Genomic DNA, 18,703 nt, shown 5'->3' with positions numbered 1-18,703 from the left:
GGCTGGACGCAGAATCTGAAAACTTGGATGGAAACACAGACCAAGCGGTCACATTTAAGCACTTCATCGGCGAAATGCCTAAGGCAACAGGTCTTCAAGGCGCCCATGCAGGCGCTGCGGCAGGTTTTCCTGGATCTCGATCAGCGCGCGCTGAATGGCGCTCTGGAACCCCTGCACGCCGGCCGAGCCATGGCTCTTGATGACGATACCCTGCAACCCGAGAAAACTTGCACCATTGTGCCGCGCCGGCGCCAGGTCGGCCTGCAGGCGCTTGAGCAACGGCATGGCCATGGCCCCGGCAGCACGCGCCAGCACACCACCCTTGAACAGCTTCTCGATGCGGGCGCCGATCATGGTCGCCAGCCCTTCGCTGGATTTGAGCAGGATATTGCCGACAAAGCCGTCGCACACCACCACGTCCGCTTCACCGCGGTACAGGCCATCACCTTCGACGAAGCCGACATAGTTGAGGCCGCGTGCATTCTGCAGCAGTGTGGCGGCCAGCTTGACCTGCTGGTTACCCTTGATGTCCTCGGTACCGATATTCAACAACGCCACCCGCGGCCGATGAATACCCAGGGCCTGGGCGGCCACCGAGCCCATCACGGCGAACTGGTAGAGATTCTCGGCGCTGCAGTCGACATTGGCACCCAAGTCGAGCAACTGACAGTAACCCGCCTGGGTCGGGATAGCCGCCACCATGGCCGGCCGATCGATGCCCGGCAGGGTCTTGAGCACAAAGCGCGACAGCGCCATCAGTGCACCGGTATTGCCGGCACTGACGCAGGCCTGAGCCTTGCCATCACGCACCAGCTCGAGGGCAATGCGCATCGACGAGTCCGGCTTGCCGCGCAACGCCTGGGATGGCCGCTCGTCCATACCGATCACCTCACTCGCCGCAACAATCTGCAGACGTGCGCGATCCGTAGCCGCAAGGCCACTGACAAGATCTTCCAGAAGGGAGGGTTGACCGACGAGGGTCAGGTGCAGCGAGGGGGTAGCCGAAAGGCAGGCAATGCTAGCCTGGACAATGCTGCGGGGACCGAAGTCCCCGCCCATTGCGTCGATCGCGATGATCTGAGCGGACAAGGATTACTCGTCAGCGCCCTTGTCGATCACTTTGCGACCACGGTATACGCCTTCTGGCGAAACGTGGTGACGCAGGTGCATTTCACCGGTGGTTTTTTCTACCGACAGTGCGTTTTCCGACAGGGCGTCGTGCGAACGACGCATGTCACGGGCAGAGCGGGATTTTTTGTTCTGCTGAACAGCCATAATTGATTAACTCCTAAACGTTTGGGTCACGCTTTAACTGCGCCAAAACACTGAACGGGTTGGACCGCGATACCTCGTCCTTGCTCGAATCGGGCTCGTCTGCGCCCGCCGGCTGCTGGCATTCTTCCGGATGATGAGCAGGCACAATGGGCAAGGCGAGCAGAAGCTCCTCCTCGATCAAGGCCTGCAGATCCAATGGATCTTCGCCCAGTTCCAGCACGTCATAGCCTTTCGGCAACGACTGGGTATTCGCACCCTCCTTCACCACAGCGTATGAACATTCGCTGTGAATCGGCAGGGTGACCAGCTCAAGACAACGCTGGCAAACCATTTTGACTTCGACATCCAGTTCGCTGTGGATAACCACAACGTGCTGTTCGTCTCGTTCAAAATCGAACTTCGCCTGCACCGTACCGACATTGTCGGAAAGCGGGTCGCAGAGTCTTTCCAAATCAGCGAGTTGCAGCGAACCATTAAGGGTTACGCCACGATCGGCTAATTTGCGCGGGTCAACGTGAGGTGGAATCGGGTCATTCAACATAGGCGCAGCATTCTAGGGATGCCCCCCGCCTCTGTCAAAGGAAATTAGGCGGCATCTTGCATGTTAGAATTTGGGTTACTTCAACAGGAGTCTACCATGCTGCCTTTGCTGCTGGCTTCCAGCTCACCTTATCGGCGCGAACTGCTCGCACGCCTGCGCCTGCCTTTTACCTGCGCAAGCCCCGATCTAGACGAGCGGCGCCTGGATAACGAGCCCGCCACGGCACTGGTGCGGCGCCTGGCACAGCAAAAGGCCGAAGCACTGGCCAGCAGCCATCCAGGGCACTTGATCATCGGCTCCGACCAAGTCGCGGTACTGGGTGAACAGATCCTCGGTAAGCCCCATAGCTTTGAGCGCGCCTGCGAGCAGTTGCTCGAGGCCAGCGGGCAGCAAGTTACCTTTCTGACCGGCCTGGCGCTGCTAAACAGCGCCACAGGGCAATGCCAGGTCGATTGCGTGCCGTTTACCGTGACGATGCGGGAACTGGACCGGGAGCGGGTGGAGCGCTACGTGACCGCAGAACAGCCGCTCGATTGCGCAGGTAGCTTCAAGGCCGAAGGGCTCGGCGTGAGCTTGTTCAAGAGCACCCACGGGTGCGATGCCACCAGCCTGATCGGCCTGCCGCTGATTCGGCTGGTGGATATGCTGACCGCAGAGGGCGTGGTGATCCCTTGATATAAAGATGGGGCCGACTGGCGGCCCCATAACGCATATCAGCGCAGAGTGGGGCCCTGAAGCCCCATGTACAGGGCCAGATGCTCCGCCACACTGGCACCAATGCGCTTGGAGAAGCGATCGAACGGCGATTCCTGAACGGTGAAATCGACCAGCTCCTTCTCCCCCACAACCTCACGCGCCACGTAGCTGGCACTGCCCAGCCCATCCACCAGGCCAAGCGCCTTGGCCTGCTCGCCAGACCACACCAGGCCGCTGAACAACTCGGGATGCTCCTTATCCTTCAGGCGATCACCCCTGCCCTGCTTGACCATGGCAATGAACTGCTGATGCGTGGTATTCAGCACACCCTGCCAGAACGCACGCTCTTCCGGCTTCTCCGGCGAGAACGGATCCAGGAACGCCTTGTGCTCACCCGCGGTGTAGGTACGCCGCTCGACACCCAGCTTCTCCATCGACCCAACAAAACCGTAACCGGCCGCGGTCACACCAATGGAGCCCACCAGGCTGGCCTTGTCGGCATAGATCTCGTCGGCCGCACTGGCAATGTAATAAGCGCCAGACGCACCCAGGTCGGCAATCACCGCATACAGCTTGATAGCCGGATACTCGGCGCGCAGCCGGCGGATTTCGTCATACACGTAACCCGCCTGCACCGGGCTGCCGCCCGGACTGTTGATACGCATGATCACCGCTTTGGTCTTGGGGTCCTTGAACGCTTCGCGCAGGCTCTTGACCAGGTTGTCGGCACTGGCGGCCTCCTGGTCGGCGATAACCCCGCGCACCTCTACCAGCGCCGTATGGTTGGTACTGCGCGAGGCGGCCTTGTCCATGTCCGTGAACGGCAGGAACAGCGCCAACATGCCGAACAGGTAGACGAAGGTCAGCAGCTTGAAGAAAATCCCCCAGCGCCGCGCCCGGCGCTGCTCCTGGACACCGGCCAGCAGGGTCTTCTCCAGCAGCTTCCAGCTTTTGCGCTCTTCGCGCTCTTCGGGTTCAGACTCAGGTGCCTTCCACTCTTCAGCCATGCTCACCTACCTTGGATTTGGATTTGCGCAGAACCACCCAGCCACTCGCGCAGCTGGGAAAAATGATCGATGCACACTTGCGGACCGAATTCGCACAATGCCTGAAGCGACATGGCCCCATAACCCACCGCCACCGAATGCATACCGGCATTGCTGGCCATCTGCAGATCGAACGCCGAATCTCCGACCATCACCGCTCGGCCAGGTTCGACGCCACAGTGCGTGAGGATCTCCTCGAGCATCAGCGGGTGCGGCTTGCCACGGGTTTCGTCGGCAGCCCGAGTGATGTCGAAGAATTGCTCCCACCCATTAGCCTTGAGCACCCGGTCGAGCCCGCGGCGCGCCTTGCCGGTCGCCACCGCCAGGCGATAGCCCTCGGCCCGGAAGGCATCCAGCGATTCGACCACACCCTCGAACAGCGGCGAAGGCTGCTGATCGAGCGCCATATAGATGTTGGCATAGTGCTGACGGAAGGCTTCGACCTGCACGGTATCGAGGTGAGGATACAGGGTCGAGATAGCTTCACCGAGGGCCAGGCCGATGATGCCCTTGACCGCTGCTTCAGGGCTTGGCGCCTCGCCTGCCCGCTCGGCGGCGGCATTCATCGCTTCGACGATACGGCCAATCGAGTCGGCCAGCGTGCCGTCCCAGTCGAAGATCAGCAGCTCATAAGGCTTTTTCATGAATCAGGTCGCACTCAGACGTTCCACGGTTTTTGCCCACACCTCATCCACCGGCGCTTCCAGCTTGAGCTCACCCCCATCGGGCAGCGGCACGGTCAGGGCATAGGCATGCAGGAACAAGCGCTTGCCACCCAGCTCGCGAATCTCGCGACTGAAGTCTTCATCGCCGTATTTGCTGTCGCCGGCGATCATGTGGCCGGCGTGCAGCGCGTGCACGCGGATCTGGTGGGTACGCCCAGTGATCGGCCGCGCCTCGACAATAGTGGCGAACTCACCGAAACGGCGCAGCACGCGGAACAGGGTCAGCGCTTCCTTGCCTTCGTCATTCACCTCGACCATGCGCTCGCCTGAGCGCAGGTTGCTCTTGAGCAGCGGCGCATTGACCTGCTTTTTGGCGGTAGGCCAATGGCCGCGCACCAACGCCATGTAGCGCTTGTCAACGCCATCGCCGCGCAAGGCGGCGTGCAGGTGGCGCAGCATGCTGCGCTTTTTGGCGATCATCAGCAGGCCCGACGTGTCACGGTCCAGGCGGTGCACCAGCTCCAGCTCCTTGGCGTCCGGGCGCAGCTGGCGCAGCGCCTCGATCACACCAAAGCTCAGGCCGCTGCCGCCATGCACGGCAATGCCAGAAGGTTTGTTCATCACGATCAGCGCCTTGTCTTCGTAGACAATGGCGGCTTCCAGGCGCTGCAGCAGCCCTTGGGCCACCGGCGCCGGCTCGTCGCGCTCAGGCAAGCGCACCGGCGGCACGCGCACGATGTCGCCGGCCTGGATCTTGTACTCAGGTTTGACGCGGCCCTTGTTGACCCGCACCTCGCCTTTGCGCAGGATGCGGTAGACCAGCGTCTTGGGCACGCCTTTGAGCGCCGTGATAAGGAAATTGTCGATGCGTTGGCCGGCAAGCTCCGGCGCGACTTCGATCAGCTGCACGCCGGAAGTCGGAGGGGTATTGGTCGTCATGGCGGGAATGATAACAATTTTTTATGGAATTGAAGCACTTAATCATTGCTGCTATAGTCGCGAACGCCGCCAAAAGCGGCAGGCCAGCGGCACCAGGCCCTTAGCCGGTCCCTGACCTACGCAATTCTGCAGGACGCGAGGCCGTCCTACGGGGTTTTCGCCAGTTTACCGAATTGCCTGGAATCGCCACCAGCGCTGTGTAGAGAAGACCGAAAAAAAACGACAAGTGCGGTGTTTCACCTGCTTACCCGATTCTTTTCGCTGTACCTCTGCCCGCCCGTCGCTTCCACGCAACGCACGGCGAATACTTCGGAAATACCTGCCTTGGACATGAATGGCGTCAGCGCCAAACCAGCGCTGGCGAAAAATGCAACCCGTTGCGGATTCAGCGCGCGGCAGCACCCGAATTATCAGGGATACGTGCAGGGTGGAGATGCACAGCCCTCGGACCGTGTAGCACCGCGTCCGGCCACCGGCCCAGTGAATGGCCGGCGAGCGGATAAGGTCCTGAACAGATGCCCCTCGGGCGTCCACGGCTGACGGTTGATTCCTCCTCCTGACTGAGTGCACGAGGCCTGCTGGGTTGATTCGGATATCGATTCGGATATCTCTGCAGATACCGCAGGGGCCTCTTGGCACCGCAGCAAACAGGACGCGTCGTCGCGACAACGGCAGGCTGGGCAACCGGCTGGTGCCGAACGTTGCTCGACACGGGGGTGGCCCGGCCACCCTTTGCGCACCTTGGCACCGACCATGAGAAGTCGTGTGTGCCGAACGCCGTTTCCGGCAGCCCGGAAACCGACGGTACAACATGAAAAGAATGCTGATTAACGCAACTCAACCCGAAGAGTTGCGTGTAGCCCTGGTGGACGGCCAACGTCTCTACGACCTGGACATCGAGTCCGGTGCGCGTGAGCAGAAAAAGGCCAACATCTACAAAGGCAAGATCACCCGGATCGAGCCCAGCCTCGAAGCCGCCTTCGTCGACTTCGGCTCCGAACGTCACGGCTTCCTGCCGCTGAAGGAAATCTCCCGCGAATACTTCAAGAAAACCCCTGAAGGCCGCGTCAACATCAAGGAAGTCCTGAGCGAAGGCCAGGAAGTCATCGTCCAGGTCGAGAAGGAAGAGCGCGGCAACAAAGGCGCCGCCCTGACCACCTTCATCAGCCTGGCTGGCCGCTACCTGGTGCTGATGCCGAACAACCCGCGCGCAGGCGGCATCTCCCGCCGCATCGAAGGCGAAGAGCGCAACGAGCTGCGTGAAGCCCTCAACGGCCTGACCGTGCCGGGCGACATGGGCCTGATCGTGCGCACTGCCGGCCTTGGCCGCAGCAGCGAAGAAATGCAGTGGGACCTCGACTACCTGCTGCAGCTGTGGACCGCCATCAAGGAAGCGTCCCTGGACCGTGCCGCGCCGTTCCTGATCTACCAGGAAAGCAACGTCATCATCCGCGCCATCCGCGATTACCTGCGCCAGGACATCGGCGAAGTGCTCATCGACAGCATCGATGCCCAGGAAGAAGCCCTGACCTTCATCCGCCAGGTGATGCCGCAGTACGCCAGCAAGGTCAAGCTGTACGAAGACAGCGTGCCGCTGTTCAACCGCTTCCAGATCGAAAGCCAGATCGAAACCGCCTTCCAGCGCGTCGTCGACCTGCCGTCCGGCGGCTCGATCGTGATCGACCCGACCGAAGCCCTGGTATCCATCGACATCAACTCGGCGCGCGCCACCAAAGGCAGCGACATCGAGGAAACCGCCCTGCAGACCAACCTGGAAGCGGCCGAAGAAATCGCCCGCCAGCTGCGCCTGCGTGACATCGGCGGCCTGATCGTCATCGACTTCATCGACATGACCCCGGCGAAGAACCAGCGCGCCGTCGAAGAGCGTGTGCGCGAGTGCCTCGAGGCAGACCGCGCCCGCGTCCAGGTTGGCCGCATCTCGCGCTTCGGCCTGCTGGAAATGTCCCGCCAGCGCCTGCGCCCATCGCTGGGCGAAAGCAGCGGTATCGTCTGCCCACGCTGCTCGGGCACCGGCATCATCCGTGACGTCGAGTCGCTGTCGCTGGCAATCCTGCGCCTGATCGAAGAAGAAGCCCTGAAGGACCGTACCGCCGAGGTGCGTGCCCAGGTGCCGATCCCGGTGGCCGCGTTCCTGCTCAACGAGAAGCGCAACTCGATCACCAAGATCGAGCTGCGCACCCGTGCGCGCATCATCATTCTGCCGAACGATCACCTGGAAACCCCGCACTTCGAAGTCCAGCGCCTGCGCGACGACAACCCCGAAGTGCTGAACAACCAGTCCAGCTACGAAATCGCCGCCACCGAAACCGAAGAAGTGCCGCAGCAGGCGGCCACGCGCACCCTGGTTCGCCAGGAAGCTGCCGTCAAGACTGCCCCGCCGCGCACCAATGCGCCGGTACCGAGCGCCGTAGAAGAGCAACAGCCTGCTGCGCCTGCAGCGCCAGCACCAAGCGTGCCGGAGCCAAGCCTGTTCAAAGGCCTGGTGAAGTCGCTGGTCAGCCTGTTCGCAGGCAAGGAAGAGCCTGCCGCCGCGCCTGTCGTCGCTGCCGAGAAGCCAGCTGCCGAGCGCACTCAACGCAACGAAGAGCGTCGCAACGGCCGCCAGCAGAGCCGCAACCGCAACGGCCGTCGTGACGAAGAGCGCAAGCCACGTGAAGAACGCGCCCCGCGCGAAGAACGTGCGCCACGCGAAGAACGTGCGCCACGCGAAGAGCGCGCCCCTCGTGAAGAACGTGCCCCACGCGAAGAACGCGCACCCCGTGAAGAGCGCGCACCTCGCGAGGAACGCGCACCACGCCAGCCACGCGAAGACCGCCGCGGCAACCGCGAGGAACGCGTCCGCGAACTGCGCGAACCTCTGGACGCAGCACCGGTAGCCCGCGAAGAGCGCGCGCCACGGGAAGAACGCGCACCTCGCGAAGAGCGTGCACCGCGTGAAGAACGTGCCCCACGCGAAGAGCGTGCACCTCGCGAAGAGCGTGCTCCACGTGAAGAACGCGCACCTCGCGAAGAGCGCGCGCCACGTGAAGAACGCGTACCTCGCGAAGAGCGCGCGCCACGTGAAGAACGCGCACCTCGCGAAGAGCGCGCCCCACGTGAAGAACGCCAGCCACGCCCTGCCCGCGAAGAACGTCAGCCGCTCGAAGCCGAACAGGCCGCAGAAAAAGCTGCCGAGCTTGCCGAAGAGCAACTGCCAAACGAAGAGCTGCAGCAGGACGAGCAGGAAGGTTCGGATGACGAACGTCCACGCCGCCGCTCCCGTGGCCAGCGTCGTCGCAGCAACCGTCGTGAGCGCCAGCGCAATGCCAATGGTGACCTGATCGACGGCAGCGACGAAGAAGGCAGCGAGGAGCAACCACAACAGCACCAGGCTACCGAGCTGGGTGCCGAACTGGCCGCCGGCCTGGCCGTCACCGCCGCAGTCGCCACCAGCAACATCAGTGCCGGTGCCGAAGCCGAAGCCAACCAGCAAGCCGAACGCGCCAGCGCCGAAACGGCTGCCACCGACAACAGCGAAGTTGCGCAAGTTGCCGAGCAGGTTGAACCTGTTGCCCAGGCTGAAGACGTTGCCATCGCGCCCGTGGTTGAGCAGCCGGTCAGCGAGCCAGTCGCCGCGGTTGAAGTGACTGCCGAGCCTGTGGTCGAAGTAGCGCCGCAGCCTGTGGTCGAAGAAGCCCCAGCAGCTGAGCCAGTTGTCGCTACCCAGGTACCTGTCGAGGCCGCGGTCGAAGCGCCAGCCGTCGAGGCCGGTGAAGCCGAGAAAGCTCCAGTTGTCGTCGAACAAGCGCCGGCTGCCGAGCAACCTGCTCCGGTCGTCGAAGCTCAGCCTGACGCCGCTGTCGAACCAGCACCTGTCGCTGCCGAGGTAGCACCTGTGGTTGCCGAGCCCGCCCCGGTCGAAACACCGGCCGTGGTCGAAGCCGCTACCGTGATGCTGGCAAACGGCCGCGCGCCTAACGACCCACGTGAAGTGCGTCGCCGCAAGCGTGAAGCCGAAGCTGCCGCCAAGGCTGCGCAGGAAGCTGCCGCCGCCGAGCCAGCGCTGGAAACCGCCGATGAGCACAAGCCTCATCACGGTTGATAGCCACGGCTGAATGAAAAAGCCCCGCCAGTGCGAACTGGCGGGGCTTTTTCTTGGCGGGCTTTTTTATCAGTGTCGGCGCCTGCTCCTGCAGGAGGCTCAGTACAGGTTGGGCTCCATCTCCAGCTCAACCCCGAACTTCGCCAGGATATCCGCCTGGATGCGCTGCGCCAGGGCATGCAACTGCGCCCCGCTCGCCTGGCCATGGTTGACCAGCACCAACGACTGCAAACGGTGCACCCCGGCATCGCCATCACGATAGCCCTTCCACCCCGCCTGCTCGATCAGCCAGCCTGCCGCCAGCTTCTCCCAGCCATCACCCTGGGGATACGCCACCACCCCTGGATACGCCGCGCGAATGCGCACCACCTGATCAGCGGGCACCACCGGGTTCTTGAAAAAGCTGCCGGCATTACCCAGCTCGGCGGGGTCTGGCAGCTTCTCACGGCGAATACTGCAAATGGCATCGCTGATGGCCTGCGCAGTCGGTGCCTGCACGCCCTGTTCGGCCAGGCGTTGACGCACCGGGCCGTAGTCCAGATGGGCCTGCAGGCTATGGCTCAAGGCAAACCGCACACGCAGAATCAACCAGCGCCCAGGGTTACGCTTGAACAGGCTGTCGCGGTAACCGAAAGCGCAATCCTCCAGGCTGAAATCACGCAGCTCGCCGGTCTCCCGATCAAGCGCCGTCAGCCCGGCAAATACATCCTTGATCTCGACCCCGTAGGCGCCCACGTTCTGCATCGGCGCAGCACCCACGGTTCCAGGGATCAGGCTGAGGTTCTCCAGGCCGCAGAAGCCTTGCTGCAGCGACCACTGCACGAACGGGTGCCAAGGCTCACCGGCTTCAGCCTCGACCACCACCCGGCCCGCATCATCGCTGAGCACCCGGCGACCGCGGCTGGCCACGTGCAGCACCAGTGCATCGACATCACGGGTCAGCAGCAGGTTGCTGCCACCCCCCATCACCAGCACCGCAACCCCACGCTGGCGCGCCTGCGACAATGCCTCACGCAGCTCATCGTCGTTGTGTGCCTGGGTGAAATAGCGGGCTTTCACATCGATGCCGAAGGTGTTGTAAGGCTTGAGCGAAACCTGCTCCTGCCAGCGCGCCGTCATAACCGCCCCTTGATTTCCACGACCAGCTCACGGCAGGCCGCCTCGACCAGGTCGAGTACCTGCTCGAAGCCGTCAGCCCCCCCGTAGTACGGGTCTGGGACCTCATCGAGGGCAGCGCCATAACGACGCAGGAACAGGTCGAGTTCGCCCTGCGCAGTGTGCGGGCGCATGGCGCGCAGGTGGTCCAGGTTGCTTTCATCCATGGCCAGAATCAGGTCGTACTCGGCAAAATGCGCCGCCTTTACCTGCTGGGCGCGCTGCTGCGAAAGGTCATAACCCCGCGCCAGCGCGGCCTTGCAGGTACGGCTGTCGGGCGCCTTGCCCACGTGCCAGTCACCGGTACCGGCGGAGGCCACGTGAACCTGATCGCCCAGGCCAGCAGCCTGCAGCTGATGGCGCAGCACACCCTCGGCGGTGGGCGAACGGCAGATATTGCCCAGGCAAACGAACAGGACGCGCATCAGGCCTCCAGCAAGCGCCGGACGCGCTCCAGGTCTTCCTGTGTGTCGACACCCACGGCCGGGGCCTCGATGGCGTCTTCTACATGGATACGCACGCCGTGCCACAGCGCCCGCAACTGCTCCAGTGCCTCGGTCTGCTCGAGCCCGCACGGCCCCCAGCTGACGAAGTCCTGGAGGAAGCCGACACGGTAAGCGTACATGCCGATGTGGCGACGATATGGCACACCCTCGGGCAGTTGATCACGCTTGTTGGCGAAGGCATCGCGCGCCCACGGCAGTGGCGCACGGCTGAAGGTCAAGGCCAGGCCGTTCTTGTCGCTGACAACCTTGACCGCGTTGGGGTTGAACACGGTTTCCGGGTCATGGATCGGCTCGGCCAGAGTGGCGATACCGGCATTCGGGTGCGCGGCCAGGTTGGCGGCGACCTGGTCGATGATTACCGGCGGAATCAACGGCTCGTCACCTTGCACGTTGACCACGATCTCATCGGCGCTCAAACCGAGCTGCGCGGCCACTTCGGCCAGGCGGTCGGTGCCCGACTCATGGTCGACGCGGGTCATCAGCACTTCACCGCCAAAGGCCTGGCAGGCCTTGAAAATACTGGCATCGTCGGTGGCGATGACCACACGGCTGGCGCCGCTTTTGCGCGCCTGCTCCCAGACGTGCTGGACCATCGGCTTGCCAGCGATCAGCAGCAACGGTTTGCCTGGCAGGCGCGTGGAACGCAGCCGGGCAGGAATGACCACGGTGAAATTCAGGCTCATTTGTCCAGACGCTCGTCGTCGGTCAGGGTACGCGCCTCGCTTTCCAGCATCACCGGGATGCCGTCGCGGATCGGGTAGGCCAGGCCTGCGCCCTTGCTGATCAGCTCGGTCTTGTCAGCGCTGAGCTTGAGCGGGCCCTTGGTGATCGGGCAGGCGAGGATATCGAGCAGTTTGGTGTCCATGAAAGCTTCCTTGAGGCCAGATGGCCGGAAATTGAATAGGGCTCAGGGCGTTCGGTGCCCTGGCAGCAAGCGTTGCAGCTGGCTGTCGAACCAGGCGCTGAAGGCTGGCCCAGGCTGTGCTTCAACGGCCAGGTACCACCAGTCATCGGCGGCGAAGGCCCGGCATTTCACCGCATCCTTCTCGGTCATCACCAGCGGCAGCGGCGGGCTGAACGCAAGGCTTTGCGCGCTGAACTGCGCATGGTCGGCAAACGGGTGCGGCACCGGCTGCCAGTTTAGCCCCAGCAGGGTATTGAAGAAACGTTGCGGGTTGCCGATGCCGGCAACCGCGTGCAGGCGCTGGCCTGCGGGGAAATGGTCGAGCGCGCGGCGCTCACCGCTGCGCAGGTTGACCAAGGCACTGGGCTGCAGGCGCAAGGCAAACCCATCGGGGCGGTCGCCGCTGGCACCGTTGAACAGCACCGCATCAGCCGCCTGCAGGCGCTCGGCCGGCTCGCGCAGCGGCCCGGCTGGCAGGCAACGGCCGTTGCCCAGGCCGCGGGCGGCGTCGATCAGCACCAACTCAAGGTCACGCGCCAGGCGGTAGTGCTGCATGCCGTCATCGCACAGGATCAGGTCCAGCGGTTCACTGGCCAGCAGGGCTTGCACGGCGCGGGAACGGTCCGGGTCGATCATCAGCGGCACGCCCGTGCGCTGGACGATCAGCAAGGGTTCATCGCCGGCCTGTTCGGCACCCTGCTGCGCCTCGACGCGCCAGGGGAACTGCGGTGGTTTGGCGCCATAACCACGGCTGACCACACCGACCTTCAGCCCCTGACGGCGGCAATGCTCGATCAGCCAGAGGATCATCGGTGTCTTGCCGGTACCCCCGACAGTGATGTTCCCCACCACGATGACCGGCACCGGGGCACGGTAGCTGGCACTTTCACCACTGAGAAAACGCGCGCGTTTGCGCAGCACCACGCGGCGATACAGCGCCTCGAGCGGGCGCAGCAGGGCCAGGGCCGGGTGCCCGGCGTACCAGGCGGCAAGCAGACGGTCGGCAAGCGCCATCAAGGTGTCCCCTGGGCTGCCTCGACGGTGGTCATGCGCAAGTGGCTGAAACCGAGCTTGCCGGCGGCATCCATTGCAGTGATCACGGCCTGGTGCGGGGTTTTGCCGTCGGCACTGATCGCCAGCGGCAGCTTGTTGTCGCCACCGGACTCACGCTCGATCGCCTCGGTCAGGGTAGCCAGGTCGCTCTTGGGCAGCAGGTGGTTGTTCACCGAATACACCCCGTCGGCGCTGATGGTGACTTCCACCAGCTTGTCCTGGTCGGCTGACGGCTGCTCGGCACTGGCGGCCTCGGGCAGCTCGACGCGCAGCTGGGTTTCGCGGGTAAAGGTGGTGGTGACCACGAAGAACAGCAGCAGGACGAACACCACGTCGATCAGCGACGCGAGGTTGATATCGACGTTCTCCCGCTGGCGATTGCGCCGAAACTTCACGCCTTGCCTCCGGCCACTTCGACTTCGCGGTCGCCCTGGATGACTTCCACCAGCTTGATCGCCTCTTGCTCCATGCCCACCACCAGCTCATCGATGCGGCGCAGCAGGAAGCGGTGGAAGAACACCGCCGGAATACCCACCATCAGGCCGGCTGCAGTGGTCACCAGCGCCTTGGAGATACCGCCGGCCAGTACCGAGGCGTTGGCAGTCATCTGCGAGCCCATGAAGGCACTGAAGATGTCGATCATGCCCAGCACGGTGCCCAGCAGGCCAAGCAGCGGAGCCATGGCGGCAATGGTGCCGAGGGTGCTGATGTAGCGCTCGAGCTCGTGGATGACACGCGAGGCGGCCTCCTCGATGCACTCTTTCATGATTTCGCGGCCATGGCGCGAGTTGGCCAGGCCCGCCGCAAGGATCTCACCCAACGGCGAATCGGCGCGCAAGGCCTTGAGCTTGTCACTGGTAAGTTGCTTGTCCTTGATCCACATCCATACCTGGCCCAGCAGGTGCGGCGGGGTAACGCGACTGGCGCGCAGGGTCCACAGGCGCTCGACGACGATAGCCATGGCAGCGATGGAACTCAGAATGATCGGCAGCATCATCCAACCACCGGACTTGACCAATTCCCACACAGTAAACGCCCCTTTGGAAAAAGGCCGCCACTCTACCATACGCGCGCAGGGGCCTCATCTGCCGAAGGTCAGGGAATTGGCGTGCAGAGCTGGGAGGTGCATGCCAGCATCCCCCTCACTCAGCTCGAACCCGCCAAAACCGCCGCTGCCCCCTCATACCTTCAACCTCCCCATACCGCCCCAGCACCACCCGCAACGCCCCCTCCACCGCCGTGTCATGCACCGCCAGCCCATGCCGCTGATAACGCTCCATCACCTGAACATGCGGGTGCCCGAAGCTGTTGTTGCGCCCTCGCGAGATCAATACCCCACGCGCAGCGGTAGCCCGGATGAACGCTTCGGTGGACGAACTGCGGCTGCCATGGTGCGGTGCCTGCAACCAGTCGATACGCGGCGCTTCGGTGTCCGCCAGCCAGGCCCGTTCGGCAGCAGCTTCCATATCCCCCGCCAGCAGCAAGCGCTCGCCCTGCGCCTCTACCAACAGCACACAGGAGCGATCATTGCTGCTTTGTCCCTGCGCCCAGCGCCACAGCGAAAAGCGCACCCCATCCCAGTCCCATTGTTCGCCACTGGCGCAAGGCTGCAATGGCACATGCTCCAGCGCTTCCCCGCCGATCAGCCGCCTGACCGGCAGACCACGCTCTATGGCCGCAGCACCACCCGCATGGTCGGCATGCGCATGGCTGATCACCATCAGGTCCAGGCTGCCCACCCCCAGCTTACGCAGGGTCGGCAGCACCACCCGCTCGCCCAGGTCGCTTTCGCCTCTGGCTGGCCCGGCGTCGTACAGCAGGTTGTGATGCCGGGTACGCACCAACACCGCCAGGCCCTGGCCAACGTCCAGCTGCCAGACCTCGACCTGCCCGAGCGGCACCGGCTCCCTGGGCACCCACAGGGCCAGCAGCATCAGCCCTCCCGACCCGCGCAACGGCACACCACGGGGCAGCAAAACCAACAGAGCGCCCAGACACACCAGCAGCCAGGCCCACAACGGCAGAGCCGGCGGCACCCAAGCCGGGCGCTGCTGGGCCACCAGCGCCAGCAGCCGGAACAGCCCATCCAGAAGGCCGCCCGCCAGCCACAGCAGCGCCTCCCCTATCCCGCCCAGCGGCAGCAACAGCGTGCCCAGCAACGCTAACGGCAACACCGCCAGGCTGACCCATGGCACCGCTACAAGATTCGCCAGCGGCGCACTCAGGCTCACCGGCAAGCCTGTAGCCAGCAGCACCGGTAGCAAACCAATGGCAATGACCCACTGCGCACGCGTCCAGGCCTGCCAGGGTCGCCAACCACCCAAGCGGCCACTGAAGCAATAGAGGAGCGTGGCCACGGCGGCAAACGACAGCCAGAACCCAGGCAGCAGCGCCGCCAGCGGTTCGACCAGCAGCACCGCGACCAGCGCCAGCAATAGCGGCAACATTGCGCCGAGGTGGCGAAAGCGCAGGCGCCACAGCAACACGACCGCCAACATCAGGCAGGCACGCTGCACCGGCACACCAGCACCGGCCAGCCAGCCGTAAGCCAGCGCCGCCACCATGGCCAGGCCACACGCCCACGGCAGCCACGGCAACCTTGCAGGCCACAGCCCCCAACGTGCCAGTCCGGCGACCAAGCCGTACAGCAAACCGGCCACCAGGCCAATGTGCTGGCCAGAAATCACCAGCAGGTGCACCGTGCCGGTGGCCTGCAGCGTCTGCCAGTCCTCGCGGGCCAGGCCGGCGCCGTCACCAAGCACCAGTGCCACCAATGCGGCCTCCCGGCCATTGGCTTTGATCGCCAGCAAGCGCTGGCGCAGCGCATCGCGCCAACCACCGGTCACCGGCGCCAGTAGCTGCCCGGTTTTTACCGTACCGGTGGCGCCCACCCGCCGTGCCAGCAGTTGCGCCTCCCGATCGGGCCCATGTGGGTTGAGCAGCCCGGCCGGGCGCTGCAAGGTCACGGCCAGCCGCCAATGCTCACCCGCGCGCAGCGGCGGCCCGTCGAACCAACTCAGTTGCAACCTTTGCGGCAGCTCGGCCCGCCGCGAGTGTGCTGCCTCCAGCTCGAAACGCACGCCTTGCGCCGTTCGGGCTGGCAAGCCAACCACCCGCCCCTCCAGCCACAAGGTGCGGCCATCCAGGCCGGCAGCCAGGCGATCATCCAGGGCGTTCTGAGCAGACCAGCAGGCCCAACACAGGCCCAGCAGAAAGCAGCCCAACGGCCAAGCGCGGGAAAACAGGCTAACGACAGCGAAGGCCGCCAGCGCTAGCAACCATCCGACCGATGGCAATACGGGGAGAAAGCCTAGGCACAGCAGCCCGAGCGCGAGCGCAAACATCCCTGTGCGCATGAGGTAGAGCTCCCGAAGCACAATCGCTTAGAGAGGCATAGCCTAAAACCGGGCCTGGCTCGCTCAACAATTGTCACAAACTCTGAAAGAGGCTGAGCTGGAATCAAGGCATACTTCCCCGATCAACGCTCCGGGAGCCTACATGCCGCGCCGTCTGTTCAAACGCTACATGCCGGACCCGACCAGCATTCGGGAACACAAGTCCTTACGCTTTTTCGGCAAGCTGCTGCACGACCCGAACCTCTGGCACCTCAACCGCCACTCGGTGGCCAGGGCCATGGGTGTGGGCCTGTTCGCAGCGTTGATCCCCATCCCCATGCAGATGCTGTTGGCGGCAGCACTGGCAATCCCGGTACGCGGTAACCTGCCAATCGCTGTCAGCCTGGTCTGGCTGACCAACCCGCTGACCATGCCGCCGGTATTCTTCGTCACCTACATGACCGGCGCCTGGCTATTGCAGACACCCCCGCGCACGTTGCCCGACAACCTCACGTTCGAATGGATCACCGACCAGCTGTCGACGGTATGGCAGCCCTTCCTGCTGGGCTCGGTGGTGTGCGGGGTGGTGCTGGGCATTGCCGCCTACTTCACCACCCTGCTGTACTGGCGCTGGTGGATTGGCCGGCAGTGGCGCCGGCGCAAACTCAAGTGCTCGCCGAAAAGCTCAGGCACGCATGCCGCGGCCGCTGACCAGCAGGCGGACGCACAGCATGTAGAGCACGGCAGTGGCGACCAGCATAAAGGTGATCGCCGTACCAATGCTGATATCCGACACCCCTAGAATACCGTAGCGGAACGAGTTGACCATGTGCAGCACCGGGTTGGCCAACGACACAGTCTGCCAGAAGGGCGGCAGCAGGTTGATCGAGTAGAACACCCCGCCCAGGTAAGTCAGCGGCGTCAGCACAAAGGTCGGGATAATCGAGATATCGTCGAAATTGCGTGCAAACACGGCGTTGACGAAGCCCAGCAGCGAGAAGATGGTGGCCGTCAGCAGCACCACGACCACGGTCACGCCCAGGTGGTGCACTTGCAGATCGGTAAAGAACATCGACAGGATGGTCACGATCACCCCGACCGCCAGACCGCGCAGCACGCCACCCAGCACATAGCCGACAAGAATGGTGTGCGGCGATACCGGTGACACCATCAACTCTTCGATCGAGCGCTGGAATTTGCTGCCGAAGAAGCTCGACACCACGTTGCCGTAGGAGTTGGTGATCACTGACATCATGATCAGCCCCGGCACGATGTACTGCATGTAGGTGAAGCCACCCATGTCGCCGATCTGCCGGCCAATCAGGTTACCGAAGATCACGAAGTACAGCACCATGGTGATCGCCGGCGGCAGCAAGGTTTGCGGCCAGATGCGCAAGAAGCGCCGCACTTCACGGTAGACGATGGTGTTCAGGGCGACCCAGTTGGTGCGCAGTTCCACACTCATACAGCCACCTTCGACAGGTTTTTTTCCACCAGGGACACAAACAGCTCCTCGAGTCGGTTGGTCTTGTTGCGCAGGCTTTGCACTTCGATGTTCTGCAACGCCAACTGGCCGAACAGCGCGGTAATGCCGATGTCCTTTTCCACTTGCACCTCAAGGGTGTGCGGGGTCAGCAGCCGGCATGGGTAGCCTTGCAGCACCGGCGCGCTGGCCAGGTCCTGCTTGATGTCAAGCACGAAGGTTTCGACATGCAGCTTGCCCAGCAACTGGCGCATGCTGGTGTTCTCGACGATGGTGCCGTGGTCGATGATGCCGATGTTGCGGCACAGCTGCTCAGCCTCTTCCAGGTAGTGGGTGGTGAGGATGATGGTGATGCCCTTCTGGTTCAGCTCGGTGAGAAAGCTCCACATCGAGCGGCGCAGTTCGATGTCCACACCTGCGGTGGGTTCGTCGAGGATCAGCAGGCGCGGCTCGTGAATCAGCGCGCGGGCAATCATCAAGCGGCGCTTCATGCCGCCAGACAACGAACGAGACTGCACATCACGCTTGTCCCACAGGCCCAGCTGGGTCAGGTACTGCTCGGCGCGCTCCTTGGCAAGCTTCGGCGGGATGCCGTAGTAGCCGGCCTGGGTGACGACGATGTCGAAGGTTTTCTCGAACTGGTTGAAGTTGAATTCCTGCGGCACCACGCCCAGGCAGCGCTTGAGCGCTGAAGGCTCGCGGTCGAGGTCGTGGCCGAATACATTCACCGTGCCGCTGGTCTTGTTCACCAGGGTCGAGAGGATGCCGATGGTGGTGGACTTGCCGGCGCCGTTGGGGCCGAGCAAGGCGAAGAAGTCGCCTTCGGCAACATCGAGGTCGATGCCTTTGAGGGCCTGGAAGCCGTTGCCGTAGGTCTTGGTGAGCTGTCGGATGGACAGGGCGGAACTCATAGCGGGTCACTTACCGAGGAAAAAGGTGCAGGACACGCCAGGTAAAGTCACTGGCGCAGTGAGTGCGGCCAATGGTGCAAGGCCAGGCCGCA

Annotated in this window: 19 protein-coding genes; 3 read left to right on the top strand and 16 right to left on the bottom strand. The window is 63.5% G+C overall.

All coding sequences use genetic code 11. The features are described from left to right. Positions 1-78 precede the first annotated feature (78 nt). From plsX to ACNQPL_RS09000, 3 genes are read right to left on the bottom strand one after another with little or no spacing between them, the layout of a single operon-like run. Complete coding sequence (gene plsX / locus ACNQPL_RS09010) at positions 79-1,089, bottom strand: phosphate acyltransferase PlsX (protein ID WP_346613721.1); 1,011 nt, start codon at positions 1,087-1,089, stop codon at positions 79-81. A 3-nt stretch (positions 1,090-1,092) separates the two neighbouring features. Beyond that, positions 1,093-1,275: a 50S ribosomal protein L32 gene (rpmF, locus tag ACNQPL_RS09005; RefSeq protein WP_346613720.1), complete on the bottom strand. Its 183-nt coding sequence runs from the start codon at positions 1,273-1,275 to the stop codon at positions 1,093-1,095. Between the two features lie 13 nt (positions 1,276-1,288). Beyond that, a complete protein-coding gene (locus ACNQPL_RS09000; RefSeq protein ID WP_346613719.1) occupies positions 1,289-1,816 on the bottom strand; it encodes a YceD family protein in 528 nt (175 codons plus the stop codon). Between the two features lie 96 nt (positions 1,817-1,912). Here ACNQPL_RS09000 and ACNQPL_RS08995 point away from each other — a divergent pair, with 96 nt between their 5' ends. After that, on the top strand, positions 1,913-2,491 hold the full coding sequence (locus ACNQPL_RS08995; protein ID WP_346613718.1) for a nucleoside triphosphate pyrophosphatase: 579 nt from the start codon (positions 1,913-1,915) through the stop codon (positions 2,489-2,491). 38 nt (positions 2,492-2,529) lie between these two features. Here ACNQPL_RS08995 and ACNQPL_RS08990 read toward each other — a convergent pair whose 3' ends face one another. Genes ACNQPL_RS08990 through rluC form a run of 3 tightly spaced genes read right to left on the bottom strand, consistent with a single transcriptional unit; the run spans position 2,530 to position 5,162 of the window. Further along, entirely contained in the window at positions 2,530-3,519 is a 990-nt protein-coding gene (locus ACNQPL_RS08990; protein ID WP_346613717.1) for a S49 family peptidase, read from the bottom strand. A gap of 2 nt (positions 3,520-3,521) precedes the next feature. Then, positions 3,522-4,202: an HAD family hydrolase gene (locus ACNQPL_RS08985; RefSeq protein ID WP_416466486.1), complete on the bottom strand. Its 681-nt coding sequence runs from the start codon at positions 4,200-4,202 to the stop codon at positions 3,522-3,524. A 3-nt stretch (positions 4,203-4,205) separates the two neighbouring features. Continuing rightward, complete coding sequence (rluC, locus tag ACNQPL_RS08980; protein ID WP_346613715.1) at positions 4,206-5,162, bottom strand: 23S rRNA pseudouridine(955/2504/2580) synthase RluC; 957 nt, start codon at positions 5,160-5,162, stop codon at positions 4,206-4,208. 811 nt (positions 5,163-5,973) lie between these two features. Here rluC and rne point away from each other — a divergent pair. After that, a complete protein-coding gene (gene rne / locus ACNQPL_RS08975) occupies positions 5,974-9,264 on the top strand; it encodes a ribonuclease E (protein WP_416466485.1) in 3,291 nt (1,096 codons plus the stop codon). 99 nt (positions 9,265-9,363) lie between these two features. Here rne and murB read toward each other — a convergent pair whose 3' ends face one another. The 8 genes from murB to ACNQPL_RS08935 form a co-directional block, all read right to left on the bottom strand. Continuing rightward, positions 9,364-10,383, bottom strand: coding sequence for a UDP-N-acetylmuramate dehydrogenase (gene murB, locus ACNQPL_RS08970; RefSeq protein WP_346613713.1), 1,020 nt, complete (start codon positions 10,381-10,383; stop codon positions 9,364-9,366). Next, positions 10,380-10,844, bottom strand: a complete 465-nt coding sequence (locus ACNQPL_RS08965) for a low molecular weight protein-tyrosine-phosphatase (RefSeq protein WP_416466484.1) — start codon at positions 10,842-10,844, stop codon at positions 10,380-10,382. The genes murB and ACNQPL_RS08965 overlap by 4 nt, the downstream gene beginning before the upstream one ends. Then, complete coding sequence (gene kdsB / locus ACNQPL_RS08960; protein WP_416466483.1) at positions 10,844-11,608, bottom strand: 3-deoxy-manno-octulosonate cytidylyltransferase; 765 nt, start codon at positions 11,606-11,608, stop codon at positions 10,844-10,846. The genes ACNQPL_RS08965 and kdsB overlap by 1 nt, the downstream gene beginning before the upstream one ends. Next, positions 11,605-11,790, bottom strand: coding sequence for a Trm112 family protein (locus ACNQPL_RS08955; RefSeq protein WP_003247142.1), 186 nt, complete (start codon positions 11,788-11,790; stop codon positions 11,605-11,607). The genes kdsB and ACNQPL_RS08955 overlap by 4 nt, the downstream gene beginning before the upstream one ends. Before the next feature lie 42 nt (positions 11,791-11,832). Beyond that, positions 11,833-12,843 carry a tetraacyldisaccharide 4'-kinase gene (lpxK, locus tag ACNQPL_RS08950; protein ID WP_416466482.1) on the bottom strand — a complete coding sequence of 337 codons (1,011 nt, stop codon included), beginning with the start codon at positions 12,841-12,843 and terminating at the stop codon, positions 11,833-11,835. Next, positions 12,843-13,277 carry an ExbD/TolR family protein gene (locus tag ACNQPL_RS08945; RefSeq protein WP_346613709.1) on the bottom strand — a complete coding sequence of 145 codons (435 nt, stop codon included), beginning with the start codon at positions 13,275-13,277 and terminating at the stop codon, positions 12,843-12,845. Before ACNQPL_RS08945 ends, lpxK begins: the two co-directional genes overlap by 1 nt. After that, positions 13,274-13,909, bottom strand: a complete 636-nt coding sequence (locus ACNQPL_RS08940; RefSeq protein ID WP_028614013.1) for a MotA/TolQ/ExbB proton channel family protein — start codon at positions 13,907-13,909, stop codon at positions 13,274-13,276. Before ACNQPL_RS08940 ends, ACNQPL_RS08945 begins: the two co-directional genes overlap by 4 nt. Positions 13,910-14,024: 115 nt before the next feature. Continuing rightward, positions 14,025-16,238: a DNA internalization-related competence protein ComEC/Rec2 gene (locus ACNQPL_RS08935; protein ID WP_346613708.1), complete on the bottom strand. Its 2,214-nt coding sequence runs from the start codon at positions 16,236-16,238 to the stop codon at positions 14,025-14,027. 142 nt (positions 16,239-16,380) lie between these two features. On the opposite strand from ACNQPL_RS08935, the gene ACNQPL_RS08930 reads away from it, so the two are divergent. Next, a complete protein-coding gene (locus tag ACNQPL_RS08930) occupies positions 16,381-17,019 on the top strand; it encodes a DUF2062 domain-containing protein (RefSeq protein ID WP_416466481.1) in 639 nt (212 codons plus the stop codon). On the opposite strand, the gene ACNQPL_RS08925 is transcribed toward ACNQPL_RS08930, so the two are convergent. Both ACNQPL_RS08925 and ACNQPL_RS08920 read right to left on the bottom strand, forming a co-directional pair. After that, positions 16,903-17,682 carry an ABC transporter permease gene (locus tag ACNQPL_RS08925; RefSeq protein ID WP_110744551.1) on the bottom strand — a complete coding sequence of 260 codons (780 nt, stop codon included), beginning with the start codon at positions 17,680-17,682 and terminating at the stop codon, positions 16,903-16,905. The two genes, ACNQPL_RS08930 and ACNQPL_RS08925, sit on opposite strands and share 117 nt — an antisense overlap. Beyond that, entirely contained in the window at positions 17,679-18,611 is a 933-nt protein-coding gene (locus ACNQPL_RS08920; RefSeq protein ID WP_019473812.1) for an ABC transporter ATP-binding protein, read from the bottom strand. Before ACNQPL_RS08920 ends, ACNQPL_RS08925 begins: the two co-directional genes overlap by 4 nt. Between the last annotated feature and the right edge of the window lie 92 nt (positions 18,612-18,703).

It is taken from the genome of Pseudomonas sp. LFS044, assembly GCF_047978245.1.
Lineage (GTDB): Bacteria > Pseudomonadota > Gammaproteobacteria > Pseudomonadales > Pseudomonadaceae > Aquipseudomonas.
Note: the sequence above shows the minus strand (reverse complement) of the source record. Positions and strands in the feature narration are given on the sequence as shown.

What these genes read in the sequence shown, in the direction of transcription:
- rpmF (WP_346613720.1), bottom strand. Translation starts at nt 1,275, where the DNA reads ATGGCTGTTCAGCAGAACAAAAAATCCCGCTCTGCCCGTGACATGCGT.
- ACNQPL_RS09000 (WP_346613719.1), bottom strand. Translation starts at nt 1,816, where the DNA reads ATGTTGAATGACCCGATTCCACCTCACGTTGACCCGCGCAAATTAGCC.
- ACNQPL_RS08995 (WP_346613718.1), top strand. Translation starts at nt 1,913, where the DNA reads ATGCTGCCTTTGCTGCTGGCTTCCAGCTCACCTTATCGGCGCGAACTG.
- ACNQPL_RS08990 (WP_346613717.1), bottom strand. Translation starts at nt 3,519, where the DNA reads ATGGCTGAAGAGTGGAAGGCACCTGAGTCTGAACCCGAAGAGCGCGAA.
- ACNQPL_RS08985 (WP_416466486.1), bottom strand. Translation starts at nt 4,202, where the DNA reads ATGAAAAAGCCTTATGAGCTGCTGATCTTCGACTGGGACGGCACGCTG.
- rluC (WP_346613715.1), bottom strand. Translation starts at nt 5,162, where the DNA reads ATGACGACCAATACCCCTCCGACTTCCGGCGTGCAGCTGATCGAAGTC.
- rne (WP_416466485.1), top strand. Translation starts at nt 5,974, where the DNA reads ATGAAAAGAATGCTGATTAACGCAACTCAACCCGAAGAGTTGCGTGTA.
- murB (WP_346613713.1), bottom strand. Translation starts at nt 10,383, where the DNA reads ATGACGGCGCGCTGGCAGGAGCAGGTTTCGCTCAAGCCTTACAACACC.
- ACNQPL_RS08965 (WP_416466484.1), bottom strand. Translation starts at nt 10,844, where the DNA reads ATGCGCGTCCTGTTCGTTTGCCTGGGCAATATCTGCCGTTCGCCCACC.
- kdsB (WP_416466483.1), bottom strand. Translation starts at nt 11,608, where the DNA reads ATGAGCCTGAATTTCACCGTGGTCATTCCTGCCCGGCTGCGTTCCACG.
- ACNQPL_RS08955 (WP_003247142.1), bottom strand. Translation starts at nt 11,790, where the DNA reads ATGGACACCAAACTGCTCGATATCCTCGCCTGCCCGATCACCAAGGGC.
- lpxK (WP_416466482.1), bottom strand. Translation starts at nt 12,843, where the DNA reads ATGGCGCTTGCCGACCGTCTGCTTGCCGCCTGGTACGCCGGGCACCCG.
- ACNQPL_RS08935 (WP_346613708.1), bottom strand. Translation starts at nt 16,238, where the DNA reads ATGCGCACAGGGATGTTTGCGCTCGCGCTCGGGCTGCTGTGCCTAGGC.
- ACNQPL_RS08930 (WP_416466481.1), top strand. Translation starts at nt 16,381, where the DNA reads ATGCCGCGCCGTCTGTTCAAACGCTACATGCCGGACCCGACCAGCATT.
- ACNQPL_RS08925 (WP_110744551.1), bottom strand. Translation starts at nt 17,682, where the DNA reads ATGAGTGTGGAACTGCGCACCAACTGGGTCGCCCTGAACACCATCGTC.
- ACNQPL_RS08920 (WP_019473812.1), bottom strand. Translation starts at nt 18,611, where the DNA reads ATGAGTTCCGCCCTGTCCATCCGACAGCTCACCAAGACCTACGGCAAC.